This is a genomic window from Sandaracinaceae bacterium (genome assembly GCA_020633055.1).
Classification (GTDB): Bacteria; Myxococcota_A; Polyangia; order Polyangiales; family Houyiibacteriaceae; genus JADJJE01.
Map to the genome: position 1 here is coordinate 410149 of JACKEJ010000007.1, position 23420 is coordinate 433568.

Annotated in this window: 26 protein-coding genes and 1 tRNA gene; 19 read left to right on the plus strand and 8 right to left on the minus strand. The window is 70.5% G+C overall.

All coding sequences use genetic code 11. The features are described 5' to 3' along the window. Positions 1-161: 161 nt before the first annotated feature. Positions 162-1934, minus strand: a complete 1773-nt coding sequence (locus H6726_15205; GenBank protein MCB9658998.1) for a protein kinase — start codon at positions 1932-1934, stop codon at positions 162-164. A gap of 101 nt (positions 1935-2035) precedes the next feature. On the opposite strand from H6726_15205, the gene H6726_15210 reads away from it, so the two are divergent. From H6726_15210 to H6726_15245, 8 genes are all read left to right on the plus strand, one after another. After that, complete coding sequence (locus H6726_15210; GenBank protein ID MCB9658999.1) at positions 2036-2494, plus strand: Rrf2 family transcriptional regulator; 459 nt, start codon at positions 2036-2038, stop codon at positions 2492-2494. Positions 2495-2507: 13 nt separating this feature from the next. Beyond that, the gene (gene cysK, locus H6726_15215; GenBank protein ID MCB9659000.1) at positions 2508-3434 is read left to right on the plus strand and encodes a cysteine synthase A; all 927 of its coding nucleotides are present in this window, start codon (positions 2508-2510) and stop codon (positions 3432-3434) included. Beyond that, positions 3431-4222, plus strand: a complete 792-nt coding sequence (locus H6726_15220) for a ThiF family adenylyltransferase (protein ID MCB9659001.1) — start codon at positions 3431-3433, stop codon at positions 4220-4222. Before cysK ends, H6726_15220 begins: the two co-directional genes overlap by 4 nt. A gap of 25 nt (positions 4223-4247) precedes the next feature. After that, positions 4248-4526 (plus strand): MoaD/ThiS family protein, encoded by a 279-nt coding sequence (locus tag H6726_15225; protein MCB9659002.1) that lies wholly within the window; start codon positions 4248-4250, stop codon positions 4524-4526. Positions 4527-4531: 5 nt separating this feature from the next. Further along, positions 4532-4981 carry a hypothetical protein gene (locus H6726_15230; protein MCB9659003.1) on the plus strand — a complete coding sequence of 150 codons (450 nt, stop codon included), beginning with the start codon at positions 4532-4534 and terminating at the stop codon, positions 4979-4981. Between the two features lie 16 nt (positions 4982-4997). After that, entirely contained in the window at positions 4998-5918 is a 921-nt protein-coding gene (locus H6726_15235) for a PLP-dependent cysteine synthase family protein (protein ID MCB9659004.1), read from the plus strand. Then, entirely contained in the window at positions 5908-6405 is a 498-nt protein-coding gene (locus tag H6726_15240; protein MCB9659005.1) for a Mov34/MPN/PAD-1 family protein, read from the plus strand. The genes H6726_15235 and H6726_15240 overlap by 11 nt, the downstream gene beginning before the upstream one ends. Positions 6406-6469: 64 nt before the next feature. Then, positions 6470-6955: a hypothetical protein gene (locus H6726_15245; protein ID MCB9659006.1), complete on the plus strand. Its 486-nt coding sequence runs from the start codon at positions 6470-6472 to the stop codon at positions 6953-6955. 21 nt (positions 6956-6976) lie between these two features. Here the strand turns inward: H6726_15245 and H6726_15250 are convergent, their stop codons facing one another. After that, positions 6977-7363: a hypothetical protein gene (locus tag H6726_15250; protein ID MCB9659007.1), complete on the minus strand. Its 387-nt coding sequence runs from the start codon at positions 7361-7363 to the stop codon at positions 6977-6979. Positions 7364-7675: 312 nt separating this feature from the next. Between H6726_15250 and H6726_15255 the strand changes: the two genes are divergently transcribed. Genes H6726_15255 through lipB form a run of 3 tightly spaced genes read left to right on the plus strand, consistent with a single transcriptional unit; the run spans position 7676 to position 11006 of the window. Further along, on the plus strand, positions 7676-8866 hold the full coding sequence (locus tag H6726_15255; GenBank protein ID MCB9659008.1) for a 3-methyl-2-oxobutanoate dehydrogenase: 1191 nt from the start codon (positions 7676-7678) through the stop codon (positions 8864-8866). A 2-nt stretch (positions 8867-8868) separates the two neighbouring features. Continuing rightward, positions 8869-10281 carry a dihydrolipoyl dehydrogenase gene (gene lpdA / locus H6726_15260; GenBank protein MCB9659009.1) on the plus strand — a complete coding sequence of 471 codons (1413 nt, stop codon included), beginning with the start codon at positions 8869-8871 and terminating at the stop codon, positions 10279-10281. Continuing rightward, the gene (gene lipB, locus H6726_15265) at positions 10281-11006 is read left to right on the plus strand and encodes a lipoyl(octanoyl) transferase LipB (GenBank protein ID MCB9659010.1); all 726 of its coding nucleotides are present in this window, start codon (positions 10281-10283) and stop codon (positions 11004-11006) included. Before lpdA ends, lipB begins: the two co-directional genes overlap by 1 nt. 108 nt (positions 11007-11114) lie before the next feature. Here the strand turns inward: lipB and H6726_15270 are convergent, their stop codons facing one another. The 3 genes from H6726_15270 to H6726_15280 all read right to left on the minus strand — a co-directional run bounded on the left by H6726_15270 (position 11115) and on the right by H6726_15280 (position 14211). Then, positions 11115-11630, minus strand: coding sequence for a hypothetical protein (locus tag H6726_15270; protein MCB9659011.1), 516 nt, complete (start codon positions 11628-11630; stop codon positions 11115-11117). A 4-nt stretch (positions 11631-11634) separates the two neighbouring features. After that, a complete protein-coding gene (locus H6726_15275; protein MCB9659012.1) occupies positions 11635-13086 on the minus strand; it encodes a hypothetical protein in 1452 nt (483 codons plus the stop codon). 63 nt (positions 13087-13149) lie between these two features. After that, the gene (locus H6726_15280; GenBank protein MCB9659013.1) at positions 13150-14211 is read right to left on the minus strand and encodes a MaoC family dehydratase; all 1062 of its coding nucleotides are present in this window, start codon (positions 14209-14211) and stop codon (positions 13150-13152) included. 205 nt (positions 14212-14416) lie between these two features. Between H6726_15280 and H6726_15285 the strand changes: the two genes are divergently transcribed. Then, positions 14417-15166, plus strand: coding sequence for a DUF434 domain-containing protein (locus H6726_15285; protein ID MCB9659014.1), 750 nt, complete (start codon positions 14417-14419; stop codon positions 15164-15166). 8 nt (positions 15167-15174) lie between these two features. Here H6726_15285 and H6726_15290 read toward each other — a convergent pair whose 3' ends face one another. After that, entirely contained in the window at positions 15175-15888 is a 714-nt protein-coding gene (locus H6726_15290) for a hypothetical protein (protein MCB9659015.1), read from the minus strand. Positions 15889-15973: 85 nt separating this feature from the next. On the opposite strand from H6726_15290, the gene H6726_15295 reads away from it, so the two are divergent. Continuing rightward, a complete protein-coding gene (locus H6726_15295) occupies positions 15974-16264 on the plus strand; it encodes a DUF1244 domain-containing protein (GenBank protein MCB9659016.1) in 291 nt (96 codons plus the stop codon). 9 nt (positions 16265-16273) lie between these two features. Here the strand turns inward: H6726_15295 and H6726_15300 are convergent, their stop codons facing one another. Further along, entirely contained in the window at positions 16274-16765 is a 492-nt protein-coding gene (locus tag H6726_15300; GenBank protein ID MCB9659017.1) for a nitroreductase family deazaflavin-dependent oxidoreductase, read from the minus strand. Between the two features lie 127 nt (positions 16766-16892). Between H6726_15300 and H6726_15305 the strand changes: the two genes are divergently transcribed. The 6 genes from H6726_15305 (at position 16893) to H6726_15330 (ending at position 22227) form a co-directional block, all read left to right on the plus strand. Then, positions 16893-17852 carry a cupin domain-containing protein gene (locus tag H6726_15305; protein MCB9659018.1) on the plus strand — a complete coding sequence of 320 codons (960 nt, stop codon included), beginning with the start codon at positions 16893-16895 and terminating at the stop codon, positions 17850-17852. 1 nt (position 17853) lies between these two features. Next, positions 17854-19305, plus strand: coding sequence for a hypothetical protein (locus H6726_15310; GenBank protein ID MCB9659019.1), 1452 nt, complete (start codon positions 17854-17856; stop codon positions 19303-19305). A gap of 105 nt (positions 19306-19410) precedes the next feature. Next, positions 19411-19484 (plus strand) — tRNA-Arg (locus H6726_15315). Between the two features lie 24 nt (positions 19485-19508). After that, complete coding sequence (locus tag H6726_15320; GenBank protein MCB9659020.1) at positions 19509-20486, plus strand: Gfo/Idh/MocA family oxidoreductase; 978 nt, start codon at positions 19509-19511, stop codon at positions 20484-20486. Further along, entirely contained in the window at positions 20483-21136 is a 654-nt protein-coding gene (locus H6726_15325; GenBank protein MCB9659021.1) for an N-acetyltransferase, read from the plus strand. The genes H6726_15320 and H6726_15325 overlap by 4 nt, the downstream gene beginning before the upstream one ends. Continuing rightward, entirely contained in the window at positions 21118-22227 is a 1110-nt protein-coding gene (locus H6726_15330) for a DegT/DnrJ/EryC1/StrS family aminotransferase (GenBank protein MCB9659022.1), read from the plus strand. Before H6726_15325 ends, H6726_15330 begins: the two co-directional genes overlap by 19 nt. On the opposite strand, the gene H6726_15335 is transcribed toward H6726_15330, so the two are convergent. Continuing rightward, a complete protein-coding gene (locus tag H6726_15335; GenBank protein ID MCB9659023.1) occupies positions 22194-23366 on the minus strand; it encodes a glycosyltransferase family 4 protein in 1173 nt (390 codons plus the stop codon). The two genes, H6726_15330 and H6726_15335, sit on opposite strands and share 34 nt — an antisense overlap. Between the last annotated feature and the right edge of the window lie 54 nt (positions 23367-23420).

Here is a 23420-nt window from a genome sequence, read left to right on the forward strand (position 1 = left end):
GTGCCGCCCGCCGAACTGCCCGGTGGCTACGCCAGACGACGGTTTCGGTTCCACGCAAAGGTGCCTGCTGTTGGCCGCTGCGCTGGCCCGTCGCGCCCAGCAGCCTGCCCTGGGGGAGCAACTCGAAGCCGCGGCAGCCGACGCACCACGCTGACCGCCGTTCAGCCCGCCGCCGGCTCGGCGGCGGCGCGGATCCGGTCGCGCAGGTGCGGAAAGGACATGAGGTGCCGGACGACGGGCTCGGCGTCGCCCACGACCTGATCCAAGTGCTCGCGGAGCTCTCGCTCCAGCGCGGCGAGCTCTTCGCGGGCAGGACTGATGTCCACCTCAGCGCCCGCTGTGAACGAACCCATGCGCCCCTTCAGCTGCGCCATCTGGAAGCGGATGTCCTCGTGCTCGGCGCGGGCTTTGGCGAGCGCGCGCATGTTCGTGTCGATGGTCTGCTTGGCCTGCAGCTGGGTCGCGGCGTTCTGCCCCGCGCGCGCCAGCACGGTGAGCTGCGTGTCGGTGGGGCTGCGCTCGGGCAGTTCGCCCAGGGTGGCGGAGAGCTCCGCGCGCAGCTCGCGGTAGCTGGCGACGGCCTGATCGAGCTGCATGCGCGCCTGACCGAGGGCGACGGCGTGCTTGTCGATCAGCTGCGCGGCCCGCGCTTCGTCGCTCCCCAGCGCGTCGAGGGCCCGCCCGATTTGGAGTCGCTGTTCGCGCACCTTGCGCTCTTCCTCGGTGATGACGCCAGCGCGCGCGCTCAACTGACGGCGGGCGGCCGTCATGGCGGCCACGTGTTCGCGCATGCGCGCGAGGCTCTCGTTCAGCCAAGCGGGGGCCTCGGCCGCTCCGTGCGCACGGCGGCTCGCGTCCTCGAGCACGCCCAGGCGGCTCTCCCAGGCGCCGATGACGCTGTCGAGCCCGACGGTCTCTTCGATCGCGCTCACCGTGTCGCGCGGGCTCACCGAGGTCGCGTTGCGGGGAGGCAGGCTCCGCCGCGTGAGCGGGATCGGTTCCGCGGTCGCTGCGTCCATCGCCTGCATCATGGTGCTCAGCTCACTGGCGAGCGCGTACGCGCTGGCGGGTCGTGCCTCGGGTTGCTTGGCCAACAGGCGGAGCACCAGCTCGTCCAGCTCCGGACTGACCTTCACGCCGCGGCTCGAGGGCGCCGGGGCAGGCGTGCGCAGGTGCCCCAGCACGAGCTCCGACGTGCTGCCCTTGAACGGCAGCTCGTTGGTCAGCATCTCGAACAGCACGCAGCCCAGCGAGTAGAGATCACACGCGTACGTGAGGGGTGCGCCGCGGGCCTGCTCGGGAGCGATGTACTCCGGCGTGCCGAAGACGGTGCCCGTCGCCGTGACGCGCAGCTCCCCCTTCATCTGCGCCAGCCCGAAGTCGAGCAGCTTCACGAAGTCCGTGGCGTAGCCCGACAGCAGGTAGACGTTGTCCGGCTTGATGTCACGGTGGATGACGCCCAGCTCGTGCGCGCGGCCAAGGGCACGCGCGAGCTGCAGCGCGATGCCCAGCGAACGGACGACGTCCAGCTCGCGCTTCGCGATCTGCTTGTTGAGCGGGATTCCGTCCAGGAACTCCATCGCGAGGTAGACCAGCCCATCATCCGTCTCGCCGAAGTCCGTGATGTCGATGATGTGCTCGTGGTTGATGCGGTTCGCCGCGCGCGCCTCGCGCAAGAAGCGGGTCTTGTGCGCCGGGCGGTGGGCCAGATCGCTGGACAGGAACTTCAGCGCTACGTCGCGACCGACCACCTCGTGCCGCGCGCGATACACAGTGCCCATGCCGCCCTGCCCGATGCGCTCCTGAATCAGGTAGCGTCCCGCGATCGTCCGACCGATGAGCGGATCGGGCAAGTCGCGCAGCGCGCCGCCGTCCAGCGGACACGTGGTGGGATTGCCTCGGTAGCGGGCACGGCAGATCGTGCAGACTTTCACGGCCCCTCCATGCTCTCACCCGCAAAGCCGCGTGTAAATATCGCCCCCGCACGCCCTCGGAAGTTCTTGACGCAACCGATGGGAAAACTCATATATGTCCCGTGAAGCTGTCCAACAAAGGCCGCTACGGCGTGTGCGCGATGTTCGACATTGCGTTCCACAACGACGGCGGACCCACGCAGATCAAGGACATCGCTCAGCGACAGGCCATCCCCCCGCGGTTCCTGGAGCAGATCTTCCAGGACCTGAAGCGCGCTGGCCTCGTCACCAGCAAGCGCGGTCCGCGCGGGGGCTACGCGCTCGCCCAGGGTTCGGGCGACATCCGCGTGGGGGACATCATCCGCGCGCTGGAGGGCCCGACCCAGATCGAGGCCGACACGGACGATCAACCTGGCGCAGGCGATGCCCTCAGCCGGCGCGTCACGCAGCAGGTGTTCGAGGAGCTGGCGGCCAGCATCGAGGCGTGCTTCGACGCGCTCACCTTGGACGACCTGTGCGCCCGCAGCGAAGCGGGCGGCGTTCGACGCGGGCCACCCAGGCGCTATGTCTACTCCATCTGAAGCCGGAGCCTCCATGCCAGCCCCTGTCGTCTCGAGCGTCCTCGACCTCATCGGAAACACGCCCCTCGTTCGCCTCAACCGCGTCGTCGCGCAGAACAGCGCGGATGTGTGGGTGAAGTGCGAGCATCTCAACCCGGGCGGCTCTGTGAAGGACCGCATCTGCCTGGCGATGATCGAAGCCGCCGAGCGCGAAGGGTTGCTCACGCCCGGCATGACGGTGGTCGAGCCCACCAGCGGCAACACGGGCATCGGGCTCGCCATCGTGTGCCGCAAGAAGGGCTACAAGCTGGTGCTGACCATGCCGGCCAGCATGTCCCTCGAGCGGCGCGAGCTGCTGAAGAGCTACGGCGTCGAGATCGTGCTCACGGAGCCCGAGCGCGTGATGGACGGGGCGCTCGAGGCCGCGCAGCGCATCGCGGAAGAGCGGGGTGCGTTCATGCCGCAGCAGTTCGAAAACGGCGCGAACCCGGCGACGCACGCCGCGACGACGGCGAGCGAAATCCTGACCGCGTTCGAGGGGCTGCGCTTGGACGCCATGGTGGCCGCGGTCGGCACCGGCGGCACCGTCAGTGGTGTGGGGCGCGCGCTACGCGAGGCCCGACCCGACATCGCGGTGGTCGCGGTGGAGCCCGCGGCGAGTCCCGTGCTCGGCGGAGGGGCGCCCGGACCCAGCAAGATCCAGGGGCTGAACGCGGGCTTCGTGCCCAAGAACTACGACGCGAGCGTCGTCACCGCGCTGCGCACCGTGGAGGACGCGGCCGCGTGGGAGATGAAGCTGCGCCTAGGTCGCGAAGAGGGCCTGCTGGTCGGCATCAGCGCGGGCGCCAACGTGGCCATCGCGTGTGAGCTGGCGCGCGAGGTCGGTCCTGGTGGCAACGTCGTCACGTTCCTTTGCGACACGGGGGAGCGCTACTTCAGCTTGGCCGAGTACTTCGAGTGAGCACAGCAGGCACAGCGCCAACGCACGCCGACCCACGTGCAGGGTCTTCGGCCGCGCGCGCACTGCGGACCCTCGTCGTTGGTTGTGGCGGACTGGGTTCCCCGAGCGCGCGGGTCTTGTTCGGGGCCTCCGTGCTGAAACGACTGACGCTGCTCGACGACGACCGTGTCGACGTGAGCAATCTCCACCGCCAGACGCTGTACAGCGACCCGGACGTCGGGCGCGACAAGGTCGACGCGGCCGTCGCGAGCCTGCGGGCCGAGCACCCCGCGAGTCGCACGGAGCTGACGGGAGTGCGCGCGCGCCTGCGACCGGCCGACGCCGAGGCACTCCTCGCGGACCAAGACCTGGTGGTCGAGGGCGCGGACAACTACGCGACCAAGTTCCTCACGGCCGACGCGGCGCGCCTGCGCGGCGTCCCCGTGGCCCACGCCGGCGCGGTGCGCTGGGCGGGCTGGGCGTTGCTCAGCGCAGCCCGCGCAACCGAGGGCCCGTGCTTGCGCTGCGTGTTCGAGGACATCCCCCGCGGGCGCGCCGACACCTGCGCGACGGCCGGCGTGATGGGGCCCGTCGTCGGCGTCGTCGCAGCCCTCCAGAGCGCGCTGGTGCTGGCCTACGCGGGTGGCGACGAACGCGCCATCGGCACGCTCTTCCACTACGACGCGCTTGCCGGCAAGCTGCGACGGTTTCAAGCTCGGCCGCGCCCGGGCTGCCCGCTGTGTGCGGGCGAGATCACGGACCTGCGCATGGAGCGCTACGTCCCCACTGAACAGCACGACGCCGCATAGCTGCGCCCCCACAGGAATAGACATCATGGCCGTAACGCTTCGCATCCCCACCCCCCTGCGCACCCTCACCGGCGGCGCCGACGAGGTCCAGCTCGAGGCCGCCTCCGTGGGCGCCGCGATCGAGGCCCTCGAGGCCGCGCACCCCGGCATCCGCGAGCGCGTCCTCAGCGACGAGGGCAAGGTGCTCCGCTTCGTGAACATCTTCCTGAACGACGACGACATCCGCTTCCTGGACGGGCTCGAGTCCCCCGTGAAGGCGGGCGACAGCATCAGCATCGTGCCCGCCATCGCTGGCGGCCGCTGAAGCGCATGAGCGCGAGCGTCGACGACGGGGCCCGCTTCGTGCGCCAGCGCCTGCTCACCGAGGTGGGCGACGCGGGGCAGGAGCACCTGCGCGCGACGCCCGTGCAGCTGCTCGGCGGGTCGCACGCGGCGCGTATGCACGCGCGGGAGTACCTCGCGCGTGCTGGGGTGCGCGTCGTGCGGGACGACGAGCCTCGGGACGCTGGTCGCGATGCCCCGGCCGTTGGGCGCGACGCCCCCGGTCGGGACGAGTCCGCGGGTGCTCGTGACGCGCGCGCCACGGTCGCTGCGGTGACCCAGCGCGTCGTCGATCCGCCAGACCACCCGCGCTCGCTGCAGCCCGCGGCGGACCTCCTGATGGGCGCGCTCGCCGCCGTCGAGGCCGTGAAGGGCGTGCTGGCCCTCGGACAGCCTGCCGCCCTGCCCCCTGACCTGCTCTTGCTTGGAGACGACTGACGTGCGCTTCCGCAGAATGGAATCCATCATCGAAGCCGTGGGGCAGACGCCCATGGTGCGCCTGCACGCCATCGAGCGGGACGTGCCGGGCGTCGAGCTGTACCTCAAGCTCGAGTACATGAACCCGGGCGGTTCGGTGAAAGACCGGCCCGCGCGCCAGATGCTGCTGGACGCCATCGAGAGCGGACGCTTCACCCGCGACAAGACGCTGATCGACGCGACCAGCGGCAACACGGGCGTGGCGTACAGCCTGTTCGGTGCGGCGCTCGGCTACAAGATCGCGCTGGTCATGCCGGCCAACGTGAGCAAGCCTCGCAAGGACATCACGCAGGCCTACGGCACCGAGCTGATCTTCAGCGACCCGATGGAGGGTAGCGACGGGGCCATTCGCCTGGTGCGCAAGCTGGTGGCCGAGAACCCGGACAAGTACTTCTACTCGGACCAGTACAGCAACCCGAGCAACCCCCGCGCGCACTACCTGGGCACGGGCGTCGAGATCCTGGAGCAAGTGGGCGACCGCATCACGCACTTCGTGGCGGCGCTGGGCACCAGCGGCACGGCCATGGGCACCACGCGGCGCCTGCGCGAGCACCACCGCAAGATCGTGTGCGTGGCCGCCGAGCCCAAGGAGGCCCTGCACGGGCTCGAGGGGCTGAAGCACATGGCCAGCAGCATCGTGCCGAACATCTACGACCCCACCTTGCCCGACGAGATCCTGCCCGTCAGCACGGACGCCGGCTGGGACATGAGCGACCGCCTCGCCGAGCAAGAGGGGCTGATGGTGGGCCACTCGAGCGGCGCCAACGTGGCGGCTGCGCTGGCGCTGGCCAAGCGCCTCACCGCGAAGGGCGAAGAGGGCTGCATCGTGACCATCGCGTGCGACCGGCACGACCGCTACTTCGCGCCGCTGAAATGGGAGAAGAAGTATGTCTGGTGAGAAGCCCTGGATCGCAGGCGACCTGCGCATCCCCGCCGCGGTCATGGCCGAGATCGAAGCCCACGCCCTCGAGGCATACCCCAGCGAGGCCTGCGGCTTCGTGATGGGGCCGGCCGAGACGCCGAACCTGCTGGACGAGGCGCGCCGCGAAGAGAACGAGGCGGACAAGTACCACAAGCTGGACCCCGAGACGTTCCCGCGGACCAGCGCGATGTACTTCAAGATCAACGAGCTGCGCGCGCAGCGCACCTTCGACGCGGGTGAGGCCGCGGGGCGTCCGCTGAAGGTCATCTACCACTCGCACTGCGACGCGGGCGCCTACTTCAGCGCCGAAGACGCGGCCACCTTCGCCAGCAACGGTCAGCTGATGTGGCCGTGCGCGTACATCGTCGTGAGCGTGCAGCAGGGGGCCGTGGCCGAGCGGCGCCTGCACGTGCACGTGCCTGGCACGAACGACTTCGTCGAGAGCCCGCTGACCATCTTCTGACGCTGGGCTCGAAAACGTGTGCGCGCCGACGCAACGCGCCACGTGAGCGGCCGATGACGGCGGCATGTCGAAGCCAAGCCCGCGTGTCCGTGTCATCGCCCCTCCCCCCGTCGTGCCGCTGGGTGTGCTCCAGCAGCGCGCGCGCAAGCTGCGGCGCGCCATGCGCAGCGAGCCGGACATCCGCGGCATCGCGGACGTCTTCTCGAAGGACATCATGAACGAGTCCGCGCTGCACGAGCACTCGGAGCTGGCGCGCGACCCCATCTTCTCCGCCCTGCTCGGCCCCGAGGGCCCCGTCTCGGGCAAGTTCCCGGGGCAGCGCTTCCAGGCCACCCTGTTCTTCTGCGAGCCCCTCGGTCTCTACCACGGGGCCGTTCGCTCCTCGGCCTTCTTTGGCTTCGCCTTCCGGTTCGCTGGCGACGCGCAGTCGGTCATCGTGCTCTGCAGACCCGACCTGCGCGCCAACACCGAGTTCCTGCGTTTCACCACGTTGCCCGAGCCGAGCCACGGCCCGCGGCCGGTCGTCATGCAGCGCGGCGGCGTCTGCTGACTGGCGCGACGACGCGCGCAGTCAGAAGCTGGGCGCCGCGGCGTGGGGAATGTCGAGCGGGATGCGCCACTGCCCGTCTTCCTCGACCAGCGGGACATCGGCCGCCTCACCTGTGTTTCGGCCGCGCACGTGCACCACCGCGCGTCTCGGGCGCCCCTCCTGGATGCTCTCCTCGAAGGCAACTGGCGTGAAGCGCAGTCGGAACAGGCCCGGCACCAGCACGTTCCACGGCTCGTACTCGCCGCCAGCAAGCGACGCGGCCAGCTCCGCGCGCTCGCGCAGGGCCCCCTGAGTGGCGCTCGAGAGCAACGCGTAGGCACCCTGCAGCGCGTCCTCGTCCGCGAGCACCTCGCCCGAAGGACCGCTCCGCACGCCGCTCTCGTCCATCAAGCGCAGGAAGCGTTGCACGGTCTCGCTCGGGCCCGGTGGCGGGGGCGCTTGGCATGCCGTGAGACCGAGGGCCGCACACAACGTGATCGCGCACCAGGCGGTGTGAGCGACAGGTGTCGACAATGCGCGAACCACCGGTGCCGCGGGGTGGGGTCGCCTCGATGCTCGCACGCCCCCCGGGCGATCCGGCACCAGAGGCGGGGGCGCTTCGGGCGCACCACGTAGGCCAGCCTCGCCCGCCGTCACCCACGCGTCGCACGTCGACCGCTGCACCATCCGCGCGGGATAGCACGTTGACCCACTGGCACCCAGGGACCAAGCTTGCGCCCGATGCACGCGGCCCCCACGGACCCGACGGACCACCCGCAGCACGGCGCCCCCGCGGCCCCTACCGACCCGGCGCTCGGCCTGTATCAGGCGCTCGATCACGACGGGCTGGGCGTGCAGGCGGACAGCGCCTTCGAGACGGTGCCGCTGCCCGCCCTGCCTCAGCGCGTCGCGATGTACCGCGGCATGCGGCTGTTGCGCCGGCTGGACGAGCGCATGCTCAGCAAACAGCGGCAGGGGCGCGTAGGCTTCTATGGGTCGGTCACGGGCCAAGAGGCGGTACCCATCGCGTGTGGCTTCGCGTCGCGCCCGAGCGACTGGGTCTTTCCGGCCCTGCGCGAGAGCAGCATCCTCCTCACCCGCGGCTTCCCGCTCGCCACGTACATGGCGCAGGTCTACGGCAACGCGGCCGACGTCGCGAAGGGCCGCCAAATGCCGAGCCACATGGCCGGGCGGAGCGCCAACGTGGTCAGCTGGTCCTCGGTGATCGGGCCGCAGCTGCCCCAGGCGGTCGGCGCGGCCATGGCCGCCGTGCGGCGAGGCGACGACATGGTGGCGCTGGCTTTCAGCGGCGACGGCGCCACCAGCCAGGGGGACTTCCACGCGGCGCTCAACTTCGCGGCCGTGTTCCGCGCGCCCGTGGTGTTCGTCGTGCAGAACAACCAGTGGGCCATCAGCGTGCCCGCCGCGCGCCAGAGCGCCTCCGCCACGTTCGCCCAGAAGGCGGCCGCCTACGGCATGCCGGGCGTGCGGGTGGACGGCAACGACGCGCTCGGCGTGTACCAGGTGGTGGGCGCCGCGATGGCGCGCGCGAGGCGTGGTGAGGGCCCCACGCTGGTGGAGTGCTTGACCTATCGCATCGGCGCACACAGCTCGAGCGACGATCCCACCCTGTACCGGAGTGAGGCCGAGGTGGCGCTGTGGCGCGCCCGTGACCCACTGGCCCGCCTGCGCGCCCACCTGCGGCACGAGGGCGCGCTCGACGACCCGACCGAAGCGGCGCTCGACGCTTCCGTGGACGAGGAGATCGCCACCGCGTTGCGGGAGTGCGAAGCCGCGCCCCCCGTGGCCTGCGAGACCCTGATGGACGACGTCTACGCGAGGCGCCCCGCGCACCTCGAAGCCCAACGCGAGGAGCTCTTGCGCTACCCTCGCGCGCACACGACCACGACCGAACCCCACGGAAGCAAGTGACCATGCCCGACAAGTCGTATGAAGCCATCGTCATCGGAGGCGGCCCCGGAGGCTACGTCGCCGCCATCCGCCTCGCCCAGCTGGGCATCAAGACCCTGTGCGTCGAGAAAGAGGAGATGGGCGGCATCTGCCTCAACTGGGGCTGCATCCCGAGCAAGGCGCTGATCGCGGCGGCCAGCCTGGTGCAGAAGATCCAGTCTGCAAGCGACATGGGCATCACGGTCAGCGACCTCTCCGTGGACGTGGCCAAGATGCAGGTCTGGAAGGACGGCATCGTCAAGAAGCTCACCAGCGGCATCTCCTCGCTGGTGAAGGGCAACGGCGCGGACATCGTCATCGGCGAAGCGACCCTGACGGGGCCGCGCTCGGTCAAGGTCGTCACGGCCGCGGGCGAGACGCTCACCTACGACGCCACCAAGGCCATCGTGGTGGCCACGGGCACCCAGGTCATCCGCATCCCGGGCTTCGAGCCCGACGGCGAGAAGATCATCACGGCGCGCGAGGCCGTGTCGCTGCAGTCCGCGCCCAAGTCCATGTGCATCATCGGCGGAGGCGTCATCGGCCTCGAGCTCGGCATGGTCTACATGAAGCTGGGCACCAAGGTCACCGTCGTGGAGCTCACCGAGCAGCTGCTGCCGGGCGTGGACTTCGACATGGTCAAGGTGGTGCAGAAGCACCTCAAGAAGGGCGGCGTGGACGTGCGCCTCGAGACCAAGGCCGTCAGCGTCGACAAGAGCGGGCCGGGCGTGAAGGTCACGGTCGAGCGCGCGGGCAAGCAGGAGGTGATCGACGCTGACACCTTGCTCGTGTGCGTCGGCTTCAAGCCCAACAGCCAGGGCCTCGGGCTCGAGAGCGTGGGCGTGGCGCTCGACAAGCGCGGGCACATCACGGTGGACCAGCAGCTGCGGACCAACGTGGACGGCGTGTACGCCATCGGCGACGTCACGGGCGGGCCCTACCTGGCGCACAAGGCGTCGGCCGAAGCCGAGATCTGCGCCGAGGTCATCGCGGGCCACAACCGCGCCACCGACTGGCGCGGCATCCCCGCGGCCATCTTCACCGAGCCGGAGATCGCTACGGCCGGCATGAGCGAGACGCAGGCCATCGCGGCCGGGCGCAACGTCAAGGTGGGCAAGTTCCCGTTCGCCGCCAGCGGCCGCGCCATGGCCGTGCGCGAGACAGACGGGTTCATCAAGAGCATCATCGACGCCGACACCAACCAGGTCATCGGCGTGGGCATCGTCGGCCCCGAGGCCAGCGACCTCATCAGCGAGGCCGCGCTGGCCATCGAGATGGACGCGTTCGCCGAGGACGTGGCCCTCACCATCCACCCGCACCCCACGCTGGGCGAGGGCATGATGGAGTCCTTCAAGCACGCCATCGGCGAGGCCGTGCACATCATGAACAAGAAGTGATCCCCCGCTCCCCACGCCAACTGGACGTCTATCGCGCCGGGGTCATCCCCTACGCCGAAGCGCACGAGCTGCAGCGCGCGCTGGTGGAGGCGCGCAAGGCGGGGCGTATCCACGACACCCTGCTGCTGCTGGAGCACCCGCCCGTGCTGACCCTCGGGCGGGGCGCCAAGGCCGAGAACATGCTGTTCAGCCGCGAGGTGCTCGCCGCGCAGGGGGTCAGCGTGGAGGAGGTCGGACGCGGGGGCGACGTGACGTATCACGGGCCCGGCCAGCTGGTGGGCTACCCCATCATCGACCTGCACCCAGACCGCCTGGACGTGCGCAAGTACGTGGCCTCTCTCGAGGAGACCATGATCCGCACGGCCGCCGACTACGGCGTACACGCCGAGCGCATCGAGGGCCTCAACGGGGCGTGGGTCGGTCAGCGCAAGATCGGCGCGGTCGGGGTGCGCATCAGCCGCTGGGTCACCATGCATGGCTTTGCGCTCAACAACACCACCGAGCTGTCGCACTTCCAGCTCATCGTCCCCTGCGGCATCAGCGACAAGGGCGTGACCTCGCTCGAGCGCGAGACCGGCGAGGGCGTGCCCATGCGCGAACTCCAAGAGCGCGTGGTGCACCACTTCGCGAGCCTGTACGAGGCCGAGGTGACCTGGCACGAGGGCGCGCCGACGCTCGACGAGGCGCGCGGCGAAGCCGCGGGCGCGACGGCCGCGGGGCATTGACACCCAGAGCAACGGAGCCGCACGCCCAGGCGGGCTCGCGGCATTCCTCGCGCGGCTCATGAGACGCTGAGCCTGTTGTCGCGTCCCCCTCCATGCGACGGCTCCGCGCTAGCGCGAAGCGGCGCGCGCGAGGGCCCAGCGGGCGCCGTGATAGACCGCCAGCACGGGTGAGATCAACGCCGCCCCCAACGGCAGCGCGAAGACGTAGCCGTCCTCCCACAGCGCCCACGTGAGTGCGGCGCCAGCCAGCGCGAACAGCGCCGCCACCAGCGCCATGGGGCCGTGGTAGCGAGCGCGCTCTGCGGGGTCCTCGGACGCGGCCCGGGCGGCCTGCTTGGCCTGCTCTTGGGCCACGGCCTGCGTGAGCCCCACGGCGCGGACCTGCTCGAGCTCCCGCGACAGAGGCGTGAAGCCTGCACGCGCCCGGAGCGGGAGGAGCGCGGCTGCCCAGAGCAGCACCGTCAGGAGCAGCGCCAACACGTAGCCCAGCAGCCCCAGCAGGCCTGCGAGGTTGGACCACAGGCTAGACAGCGCCGCGGCGAACGGTCGCCCGAGCACGTACGCTCCGACCACCGGGAGCGGCAGCGTCAGAACCGCGATGAGCTGGTACAGCCGCTTCGACATCGGCTCAGGGCGTGCAGGCGCCGTTCACGCACGTCTCGCCCACCCGGCACTCGTCCGTGGCCAGACAGTCGCTGAAGCACGCCTTGCCCATGGTCTGGGGATCACCGTCGATATCGCCGCAGGCGTAGCCCACCCGACAGTCGAGCGCGGTATTGCAGCTGCTCAGGCACACGCGTGTCCCCGCCCCGAGCTCAACGCAGGTGTTTCCGTCGCCGCACATGTCGGCCGGCATACCGACGGTGCCGCAGTCGAGGATCGAGCAGTACCCGCCTGGGTAGCCAGAATTTTGGGAGAAGCACACGCCCTGGCCGAAGGGGGAGTAGCACTCGGACGACGTCGTGCAGGGCGCGCCCACGTTGGGCTCCGTGACCGCGTTGTACTCGCCTGGGAGGCAGCTGCCGTTGTTGGGCACGGCCGCGCTGCGCCCGTCCCACACGCACGCGTAGCCCGTGCGGCAGCCCTGCGTGTTGTTGAGGTACGTGTTGACGTCGCCCTGCGTCACGCCCGTGCCCAGCGTGCAGCCCGCGAGGCACGCGGGGAAGCCGACGCCGCGGCTGTTGCACACGCTGCCCGCGCCGGCGCAGCCGTTGCCCGCGAAGTCGCAGCGGTACTTGCTACAGTACCCGCCCGGGAACTCGAAGCTGGTCTCGTTCAGGCAACGGCCGTCCGCCTCGCACTCTTCGTTGAAGACGCACGGGTCACCCGCCACGGCGCCGGGCGTGCCCGGGTGCGTGCAGCGGAAGGTGTCGGGGTCGCACGTGGCTTCGGACCCCTGGTGGTAGACGAGCCGGTCGCCCGTGCCCGCGTCGATGTCGAAGCGCTCGATCATGCCGTTCATGTTCGTGTCTTCGCGCGAGATGCGGCACTCGTCGTCGGTCGTGCAGCCCGTGTCGCAGGCACCACGCAGGACGTCGCACTGATAGTTGTTGCGGCAGATGTCGTTGTCCACCGCGTTCGGCGTGCACTGCTTGAGGCAGACGTTGGCGTCGCTGAAGAGCGCCAAGCACGCGCCGCAGGCGTTGGCGCACGCGGCACGGTCCGCCGTCGAGCACGACCCCGACGAAGCGAGGATGGGCGCGCAATAGTTGCCCGGAAAGTCCACGAGCTCGTAGGTCTCCGCGCCTCCGTCGGGGAGGTCCAAGATGGGATCACGCGCACCACCGACGGGCGCGCGGAATTCCGTGATGCACTCGAGACCCGGGTTGCACTCGCGCGCGGCGCCGCGACAGGGGCCACCTATCTCGCCAGCGAGCGCCGCGGCGGTACATACGGGCGGTCCGAGGTCGACCCCGACGTCGTTCATGCCGGTGTCGCGGAACGTCGGCTGCATGTCCGCCCCCGCGTCCCGCCCCCCGTCGTCCCCACCGCAACCCGGCAGGCCGACGAGGCCCCCCAACGAGACGCAGGCAGAGAGGAGGGCAAGCTTGGGCGCGCGCATGCCCAGAGCTTCGCGCACCCACCCTCCCCCGGCAACCTCCGACGTGCCAACGCACCCGCGGACGAGAGCGGGCCGCCAGCGTTAGGCGCCCGTCGGTATCAGCAGCCAGTAGTCCAGGTCCAGGACCACGTTGGGGTGGTACTTTCCGTCCACCTTGAGGGGCACCTCACCCGTGCTCGGGTCCTCGTTCTTCACGCCCACAAGCCGCACGCGCAACGCGCCGCAGTCCGTCCGGCCCGGCAGCGGTTGCTTGTCCAGCACTTCGCTGTAGGCATAGATGGTGTCCCCGGCGAACGTCGGGTTCGCGTGCGCGCCACCGTTCCAGGCCAGGATCGCGAGCGCGTTCTCGAGCCCGTTGTAGGCCAGCGCCCGGGCCACGCTGATCACGTGCCCGCCGTACATGAGGCGCCGACCGAAGCGCGTGCCCTTGGCCTGGTGCCCGTCGAAGTGGACCTTGGCCGTGTTCTGGTAGAGGCGCGTGGCGATCGCGTGCTCCGACTCCTCGATGGTCATTCCGTCGACGTGGTAGATGCGCTCGCCCACCTCGTAGTCCCCGTAGAAGGCGCGCCCACCGGCGGCCCAGGCCTGGAAGCCCGAGAGGTCGAGGTGCGCGGGGACCGCCAGCTCGCTGACGGGCACCTCCGACGGCATCGACGGGTTGTCGTTGGCGTTCGTCGGCGTGTTCACGTCGCGCTTGTTGACCATCACCCAGCGGTAGAACGAGAGCACGGTCTCGCCGCGCTGGTTGGTGCCCGTGCTGCGCACCCAGACCACGCCGTTCTTGCCGCTGCTGTTCTCCTTCTTGCCGATCACCTCGCTGACCGTGCGCACCGTGTCGCCCGGGTAGACCGGCTGGTGGAACTTGACCGACGCGTAGCCCAGGTTGGCCACGGCGTTGAGGGACACGTCGTTCACGGTCTTGCCGAAGACCATGTGGAAGACCAGCAGGTCGTTGACGGTCTCGCGGGCGTAGCCGAGCGAGCGCGCGAACTCGGCCGAGCAGTGCAGCGGGTAGCGGTCGCCCGTGAGCCCGACGTAGAGCGCCTGGTCGCCCTCCGTGATGGTGCGCGGGACCGCGTGCACGAGCGTCGTGCCCGTCTCGAAGTCTTCGAAGTAGTTGCCTGGGTTGGTCTTGAGCGACATCCCCCGCGTCTACCACCCCTCGGGCCGGGCTTCCAGGGGCCTTCGCCGGAACGTCGGGCGTGAGCGACCGTGTACGGGAGGCTGCGTTCGCGGTAGGAATTGCCCCCATGGACCGCCGTCTCCTGCCTGCCGCCCACGGCCCGGTGTCGTGCGCCCTCCCGGTCGAGCCCGTGCGCCACGTCCACCACCAGGGCCGTTCGAACGGATGACGGGCGCGCAGCACAGCCGCGGACCGCGTCCCCAGGACCCGGAGCTCTTCGCGCCAGCGCAACACGAGCGACTGCAGGCGGCGACGAGCGACCTGTCGTGGCTACTGGAGCGCGACTATGCCCTGCCCTCCGCGCTCGAGCTGGTGGGCAACCGCTACGGCCTGACGGTCCGGCAGCGCATGGCCGTGCAGCGCTGCGCCTGCACCGAGGCACAGCGGACCGAACGCGAAGCCCGCCGCGTGGACGTGACGCAGCTGCGCGGGAGACGCCTCGCCATCGACGGCTTCAACGTGCTGATCACCCTCGAGGGGGCACTCTCCGGCGGGTACCTGTTCGTGGCACGCGACGGCTGCGTCCGCGACGTGGCGTCCATCCATGGCACATACCGGCGCGTGAGCGAGACGGACGCCGCCATCGACACGGTGGGGCAGGCGCTCGCCGGATGGGGCGTGGCCCACGCGGTGTGGTACCTCGATCAGCCCGTGTCGAACTCCGGGAGGCTGAGGGCGCGCATCCTCGAGCGCGCGGCGCTCCACGGCTGGGCCTGGACGGCGGAGGTGGTGCACAACCCGGACCGCACGCTGGTGGCCGAGACGGAGTCCGTGGTCGTGAGCGGCGACAGCTGGGTGATCGAGAACGCGACGTGCTGGGCGAACCTGGTCGGCGAGCTCCTGCGCGCTGCCGGGCCCGCCGATTCTCTCGCGCGGGCCCACGTGGCGGACCTCAGCCTGGACGAGCGACCCTGAATCGTGGGCTAGAAGCGCATGTCGAAGGACAGCCCGCCGGGGCTGACGCCGGGAGACAGGGCGAGCGTGCGGCCGCGGCCGGTGTCCACGTAGAAGACGGCGTAGCGCTGAGGGCGCATCCCCAGCGCGAACAGCGTCAGGCCGAGCGCCTGGACGCCGGCGTCGAGCACGGCGAGACCCCAGCTGCCGCCGAGCAGGTAGTCACTGTGTGCGTTCTCGAGGAGAATGCCCAGCACGGGGATGGCCGTGCGGCGACTGTCCGCCCCGCTGTCCACCATGACGGCCAATGGCAGGGCGTAGGATCCCACGAACACGCCGACTCCGACGAAGGCGAGCACCAACCGGCGACGCTCGATGACCTCGACTCCTGCGGGGGCCGCCTCGGAACGACCCAGCCGCTCGAGCCGACGACGGCCACGGTAGGGCACCTGGCCGGGCGGCACATAGGCCTGTTGCGCGTAGGGCTGCTGCGCGGGGTACGGCTGCGCGGGGTACGGCTGCGTCTGCGCAGGGTACGGCTGCGTCTGCGGCGCGGGGTACGGCTGCGCAGGCGGCGGGGGCGCATCCGAGTAGCCGGGAGGGACGTAGTAGTCGTCGTTCTGGACCGGCGGACCGATGGGGTCGCCCTGCGCCTGCGCGGACCCGGCCAACACGAGCATGGCGAGGAACGCGAGCCAAGGCGCCACCGCACACCACCTGCAGAACAGCACCCGATCATCCATGTCCGCGATGCTAGCAGCCCGAGCGCGCCGCGGCGAACGGCGTCTGCGGGTGGCGCCAGGACGACGCCGTCGGCATGCTCCCGTGATGACCGAGCAAGACCGCCCGACCCAGCACGACCCGCTCGCGGGCCTCGACGAGCAGACCCGCACCGAGCTGGAGGCCGCCGCGTTCCGCCGCCTTCTGAAGCACCTGCGTGAGCGCACCGACGTGCAGAACATCGACCTGATGAACCTGGCAGGGTTCTGCCGGAACTGCCTCAGCAAGTGGTACCGCGAGGCCGCCACGGACCGTGGCATCGAGCTGAGCGACCCGGCCGTGCGCGAGCATGTCTACGGGATGCCCTACGAGCGCTGGAAGGCCGAGCACCAGCGCTGAGGCGCCGCGTCAGATGGGGTCGATGACCACGACCGGAATGACCCGGTCCGTCCAGCGCTGGTAGTTGTCGTAGTCGAAGTACAGCTCCACCAGCTGCGGCCACAGCTCGGCGCGCTCGGCCTCGTCGGCGACGCGCGCCGTGCCGTACCACTTCTTGCCCTTCACCTGCACCTCGCAGCGTGGGTTGGCCTTGACGTTGAAGAACCACGCGGGGTTCTTCGGGAGCCCGCCGGTCGACGCGACGACGACCACGCTGTCGCCCTTGGGGAGGTACAGCAGCGGCACCACGCGCGCCTCGCCGCTCTTGCGGCCCGTGGTCGTGAGCAGGCACACGTCGACCCCGCGCGGGAACGCTGCGCCCACGCGCCACTTCGAGCCGATGAGGCCGTTGGTCTTCTGGTAGACCCAGACGTTCGCCTTGGTCATGCGGTTCAGGAACGGCTTCACCCAGGGCTTGTCGAGGCCCTCCGGCTTCTCACGGACGATGTACTTGCGCGCCATGCGTCGGTTGTGAGGTGCCCCTCTGCCGCACGCAACTCGGCAACGAGCGCTCCGGCGCGTAACGATCCGACGTTCCTTGTCCGGGCCGAGCGCGAACGACGGCCCGCTCCGTGGCATACTGCGAACCATGCTCGCTCTCCGCACCCACGACATCGACGCTGCACAAGACCCCGAGAGCGTGCACCGCGCGATAGGCCGCGTAGCGGAGCAGAGCACAGGGGGCCACAACCCCACCTGGCTCATCCGCGAGCCGACCACCGCGCGTGACCAGGCCGAGGCCGCCCGCAGCGCGGTGACGGGACCGGCGGGGTTCTCGCTGCTGCTCCACCGTGTGGCACCGGGCGCCGTGCTCACGCCCCCCGCCGAGCCCGCCCGCATGACGGTGTTCATCGTCGTGCGCGGCGCCCTGCGCAACAGCACGGGCGAGAGCCTGCCAGAGCGCAGCATGCTGCTCGCCGAGAAGGGTCAGGTCGTGCGCCTGGAGAACGGCGCGGCGCCCGCCGAGGTGCTCCAGCTGACCTTCGTCCCACGCAGCGGGCGTGCGCTGCCGGTCGGCCCGCGCATCGTGCGCCAGCGCGACCTGCGCCCGCTGCGCTCGCGGCCTCCGTTCGCGTGGGTGCCCGATGCCATCGGCGACTTCCTCAGCCCACGAGACCTCTACCTGGCCCTCGGCCCCACCGCGCATGGCCCGCTCCGCTTCGGCGTGGCGGGGCCCGACGAGCTGGTGACGGTGTTCGTGCAGACGCCACGCGGCACTGGCCCGGCCCTGCACGTACACACGAAGAGCACCGAGATGTTCTGTGTGCTGACAGGGCGGTTCCGCATCACGTGGGGCGACGACGGTGAGCACGAGGCCGTGCTCGGGCCGCTGGACACGATCGTCGTCCCCCGGGGTCTGAACCGCGCGTTCACGGCCATGGACGAGGGCGAAAACTGGATCCTACCGATCGTCGTCGGCACCAACGACGAGGCCGAGGACATCCTGTGGCTCGAGCACGTCTTCGAGCCGGTGCGCGCTCGCTTCCCGCTGCTGTCGGCGATCGCGTCCCGCACCAAGCTGCAGGTCGGGCACCGCGCCCGGGACTGACGTGAGGAATGCACTTCGCGAGGTCGCGCGCGCTCCTACACGTGGCGCCTATCGGCGCCTGGCGGCGGTCGCGCTGAGCCTGGCGACCCTCCTGCTGGGTACCGTGGCGCTGCGCGGCGGGTCCACGCCACCGCGTGCCAACGGGACGCACTCGCGCGCCGCGGCCGTGCTCAACGGAGGGGTGAACGTGGGCGAGCAGGACCCCGTCGCGCTCGCGCGGGCCATGCGGGAGACGGGTCTCGACACGCTGCAGATCTCCTATGACGCGCGCCTCACCACGTGGGACGGCGCCGACCTCGACTTCCGGGAACGCGAACCCGGCGTGCTCCGTGCCCGAGTGCGCGCCGCCCGCGCGGCTGGGCTGTCGGTCATGCTCGTCTTGAGGGTCCGGCTCGATGGCGAACACCCCTCGAATCGCCACCTCTGGCACGGCCTGGCGTGGCCGCGCGACGCAGCCCTCGAGGCCTTCTTCGCGAGGTACCGGGACTTCGTCCTGTGGGCCGCCGACCTAGCCGAAGAAGAAGACGTGGCGATGCTGGTGATCGGCAACGAGCTGAACGCGCTCACGAGCACCGGCGTCGACGTCCCGGGCGTGCTGCGCCGTGCGCTCGACCACGAGCAGTTGGCGCGCGAGGCCGCCGCCCTGCGCCGCTGCGATGCCGAGGGGCCAGTTCGTTGGCACGACGGCGGGAGCTACCCCGATCTCGCGAGCGCGGTAGCGGGTGAGCAGCGCGCCCTCTCTCGCTGGGGCGCCGCCGTCGCGGGCCCGCACGAGGGCCGCGCGAGCCGCCTACGCCAGCGACGTCGCCTGCACGACGACTTCTGGCGCGCCACGCTCGACGAGGCCCGCGCACACTACCGCGGCGTGCTGTCCTACGGCGCGGGCTTCGACAGCTTCTCGGAGGTGGGGTTCTGGGACGCGACCGATGCCCTGGTCACCACAGCCTACTTCGGGCTCTACGAGCTCGGCGAAGACGCAGACCGGCGGGCGTTCGAGGCGGCTTGGACGCGACACTTGGAGAGCGTCTCGCGCGTCGCACGCGCGCGCCCGTCGCACCCCGAGCTGCCCGTGTACTTCGGCGAGCTGGGCTTCACGCGGCGCAAGCACAGTGGCGTCCGCCCTTGGTCCTACGAGGGGTTCGAGATCCTCCCTCGGGCGGATGGGAGCGACGCGTGCGTGGCGTGGGGCGAGGTGCCCCTCGACCCCGGGGAACGCGCGCGCGCGCTGGAGGGGCTCGGAGACGCCCTCGCTCGAGGTGCCTTGCCCCAGCTGCGCGGCTTCAGCCTGTGGAAGATCACCAGCGACGACACGCACGCCGCCCTCGAGCCTTATGCCATCCGCCTGCGCGACGCGCTGACCACCGAGACGCGTCGCGCCCGGAGCGAGCGGCCGACCCTCGCGGCCGTCGCCCGCCTGAGCGCCCTGCTGCGGGCGCGACCTGCCGCGCGGTGACGGGCCCTCGGCCCCCGCGTGGCGTGCGACCGCCACCGCGAACACGACTTGCCAGGGCCGCACGCATTGGGTATGTACGTCGCCCGCCCGGGCTCGCCCGGGTCAGGATGCTTAGCTCAGCTGGATAGAGCGTTGGCTTCCGAAGCCAAAAGTCAGAGGTTCGAATCCTCTAGCATCCGCCCCCCTGCTACCCTGCCGCCTGCATGACAGCCAATTTCGCGCTTCTCGGCATAGGCGGCTTCGTCGCTCCGCGTCATCTGAAGGCCATCTCGGACAACGGTGGCACGCTGGTGGCGGCGTGTGACCCCTTCGACTCCGTCGGGGTCATGGACCGCTACTTCCCAGACGCGGCGTTCTTCACCGAGGTCGAGCGCTTCGACCGCTTCCTCGAGAAGCGGCGACGGGAGTCTGCTGCGGCGGCGGTCAAGTACGTCTCGGTGTGTTCTCCCAACTACCTCCACGACGCGCACTGCCGCCTGGCGCTGCGCCTCGGCGCGCACGCCATCTGCGAGAAGCCACTGGTCATCAACCCGTGGAACCTCGACCAGCTGCGCGTCATCGAGAGCGAGAGCGAGGCGCGCGTGTTCACGGTCCTCCAGCTCCGACTGTTGCCGTCGCTGATCGCCGTGCGAGCGCGCGTCGCGGAGGACGCGGCTCGTGGGGTACGTCACCAGGTCGTGCTGACCTACGCCACGCGCCGTGGCCGCTGGTACGACGTGTCGTGGAAGGGGGACGAGGCAAAGTCGGGAGGGCTCGTGACCAACATCGGCATCCACTTGATGGATCTGCTGGTGTGGCTCTTCGGTGCCCCTCAGGAGGCCGAGGTACACCAGCGCGAGCGCGACCGGGTGAGCGGGTTCCTCGCCCTCGAGCACGCCGACGTGCGGTGGTTGCTGTCGACGCGGGCGGCCGATCTCCCGAGCGTCGTGCTCGACGCGGGCGGTCACGCCCATCGCACGTTGACGCTGGACGGAGAGGAGCTCGAGTTCTCGAGTGGCTTCACGGACCTGCACTCCGAGGTCTACCGCGAGGTGCTGGCGGGACGCGGGTACGGGATCGAGGACGCACGTCCTTCCATCGAGCTGTCCTACAAGCTCCGCACCGCCGAGCTGACCACCCCGCACGTAGAGCGCAGCCACCCTCAGCTCCGCGTGTCTCCCACTCCAGGCGGACACCCGTGAGCGAAGCCACGTACCACGCGCACCCCAGCGCGTACGTCGACGAGCCCGTCACCATCGGCGCGGGCACACGCATCTGGCACTTCTGTCACATCATGAGCGGTGCCGTCATCGGGGAGGCCTGCAACCTGGGTCAGAACTGCTTCGTCGCGGGCGGGGTGGTGCTGGGTGACCGTGTGAAGGTGCAGAACAACGTCTCCCTGTACGAAGGCACCACCGTGGAGGACGACGTGTTCCTCGGGCCGTCCTGCGTGCTCACGAATGTGACGAACCCCCGCGCTCAGGTGGACCGGCGCAGCCTCTACGAGCCCACGCGCTTGCGACGTGGCTGCACCATCGGCGCCAACGCCACCATCGTCTGTGGTGTGACCATAGGCCGCTACGCCCTCGTGGGAGCGGGCGCGGTGGTCGCGGCCAGCGTGCCGGACTACGCGCTGGTGCTGGGTGTCCCGGGCAAGGTCGCGGGGTTCGTCAGCCGACACGGGCACCGCCTCCGGTTCGCGGACGGTCTCGCCACCTGTCCAGAGTCCGGGCTGCGTTATCAGCAGGGCGCTGCGGGCGTGCGTTGCCTCGACCTCGACGAAGAACAGCCGCTGCCGGCGCACCTCGCGCGAGGCGAACGCACCCACGACGAATGGAAGGCGTCGACGTGAGGGTCCCGCTGCTGGACGTGACCCGCATCCCGCATGCCTTGCAGGCGGAGCTCGAGGCGCGCGCCGTCGCGGTCCTGCGCAGCGGCGAGTACATCCTGGGCCCGGAGGTGACGGCGTTCGAGCGCGCGTGCGCGGCGACCCTCGAGGTCCCCCACGCGATCGGCGTATCGAACGGATCCGACGCGCTGCTGATGCTGCTGATGGCGCTCGGCATCGGCCCGGGCGACGAGGTGATCGTCCCCAGCTACACCTTCTTCGCCACCGCTGGCGCCGTGGCGCGCCTGGGTGCCACCCCCGTGTTCGTCGACTCGCAGCCCGAGACGCTGAACCTCGACCCGGCGTGCGTCGCAGAGGCCATCACCAACCGCACGCGCGCCATCATCCCCGTGCACCTCTTCGGCCTCCCAGCCGATCTGGGAGCGTTGCGACGGGTGGCGGGCGAGCTCCCCCTTCTCGAAGATGCCGCCCAAGCCTTCCTCGCGCGCTACGAAGGGCGCCCCGTCGGCGGGATCGGGCTCGCGGGGGCGTTCTCGTTCTTTCCCAGCAAGAACCTCGGGGGCTACGGCGACGGGGGGCTCCTGACCACACACGACCACGGCCTCGCGGAGCGCCTGCGCGTGCTGCGCGCACACGGCAGCCAGCCCAAGTACCACCACGCGGTGGTGGGCGGGAACTTCCGTCTCGACGCGCTGCAGGCGGCGCTGCTCTCGGTCAAGCTCCCCCACGTGTCCAGCGAGATCGCGGGGCGGCGTGCGAACGCCGCCCTCTACGTCAGCCTGCTCGCAGACGACCCTCGGCTGCAGCTGCCCCCCGCCACGCCCGAGCACACCTTCAACCAGTTCGTCGTGCGCTTCGCCGACCGCGCCACGCGTGACCACGTGCAGCGCGCGCTGTCGAACGCACAGGTCGGCACGGCCGTGTACTACCCGGTGCCGCTGCATCAGCAGGAGTGCTTCGCGACTGCTGGCGAGGCTGCCCGCTGCCCAGTCGCGGAACACGCAGCCGAGACCAGCTTGGCGCTGCCCGTGTTCGCGGCCCTGCGTCCAGAGGAGCTGGACTACGTCGTGACGAGCTTGCGCAACGCCCTCTGACCACGCGGGTGACGCGCCAGCTGCGCGGCGTAGACCTCGAGCGTCGCAGAGGCTACGTGCGCACGCGACCACTCCGCGATGGCGCGCTCGCGGCTGCGGATGCCCATGCGCCGCCGGAGCCCAGGGTCCTGTACGAGCGTCTCGACGGCCTGGGCGAGCGCAGCTGCGTCGCGCGCTGGCACCAAGAACCCATTGTCGCCGTCGCGCACGATCTCGCGGCAGCCCGGTACGTCGGTGGTGACGATCGGTCGACCCGCCGCGGCCGCCTCGATCAGCGACAGCGGCGCCCCTTCGCGGTAGCTCGGGAGACACGCGACGTGGCACGCAGCGAGCTGCTCGGGGATGTCGGCGCGCCGACCGAGGTGCTCCACCAGACCTTCTGCGTGCCACTGCCGCAGGGTAGCCGGCGGGATGGTGCTGGGGTTCTGGCCGTCCGGGTCGCCCACCAGACGGAACGTGACCGGCACCCCCCGCGCGCGCAGCACCCGCGCTGCTTCGGCGATCTCTCCGATGCCCTTGTCGACCAGCATGCGGCTATGCGTGAGGACCACCGGCGTCCCCTGCGGCTCCGGGGCAGGCGCGAAGCGTGCCGTGTCGACGCCAGAGCCGCAGATCATCGTTACCTGCGCCGGGTCGATCATGCCCGCGGCGGCGAGCTCCTCGCGGTCGTCCGGGTTCTGCAGGATGACGCTGACGCGCCCGCCGCGACGGACCAGACCTCCGTACGCCCGCTGCACCACGGCGCGGAGCACACGACGCTTCAGCCCTTCCCCCATGAACAGGTAGCCCATGCCTGCGACCGCGCAGACGACGGCGGGCGCGCGCGTCAGCGCGGCCGCGATGGACCCGTAGAGCACCAACTTGTGCGCCACCAAGTGCACGACGTCCGGCCTGAAGCGGGCCATGACCGCCGTGACGCTCGCGACGGACCCAGCCTCGGCGAACGGGTTGGTGCTGCCGCGGTCGAGCTGAATCGGGAAGTAGCGAAACCCCTCGGCCTCGATACGCGCTTGGAGGTCGCCCTGGGCGGTGGCCAACCCCACGTCGTAGCCAGCGCGCTGCGCGGCCTGCGCGATGTGCAGACGGTGGGACCAGAAGTACCAGTCCTCGGCGATGACCATGAGGAGACGCGGACGCACGCCCCGAGTGGTAGCAGCCGCGCGCGGGAAACGCATCGTGCGACGTCCCTCGTC